Genomic DNA, 270 nt, shown 5'->3' on the forward strand with positions numbered 1-270 from the left:
TTCTGATCAAAGAACTAGGGATGAAGCATTGTGCGAATGCATCAAACGTGGGATATACAGTGCGAGTGAATATAGTGACGTACTGGCATTCATTCAGCGACAGCAGCAACAAAAAGAGGAATTTAAACGGGCAGAAGAGGAGATTAAGGCATTGCATGGCATAGAACCTTCACTTCTGGATACACAGCCGGAGAACCGGGAATTAGCACAATATTTGGATGTGTTGAAAGGAGCAACAAAGTATGACACAGTCACTTGAACAACTTCAGC

General features: G+C 43.3%; 1 pseudogene. It reads left to right on the forward strand.

From position 1 onward, the window contains the following. A pseudogene (locus IC21_RS17130) lies at positions 1-259 on the forward strand (IS21 family transposase); the annotation flags it as partial. Positions 260-270 lie beyond the last annotated feature (11 nt).

It is taken from the genome of Heyndrickxia coagulans DSM 1 = ATCC 7050, from assembly GCF_000290615.1.
Taxonomy (GTDB): domain Bacteria; phylum Bacillota; class Bacilli; order Bacillales; family Bacillaceae_C; genus Weizmannia; species Weizmannia coagulans.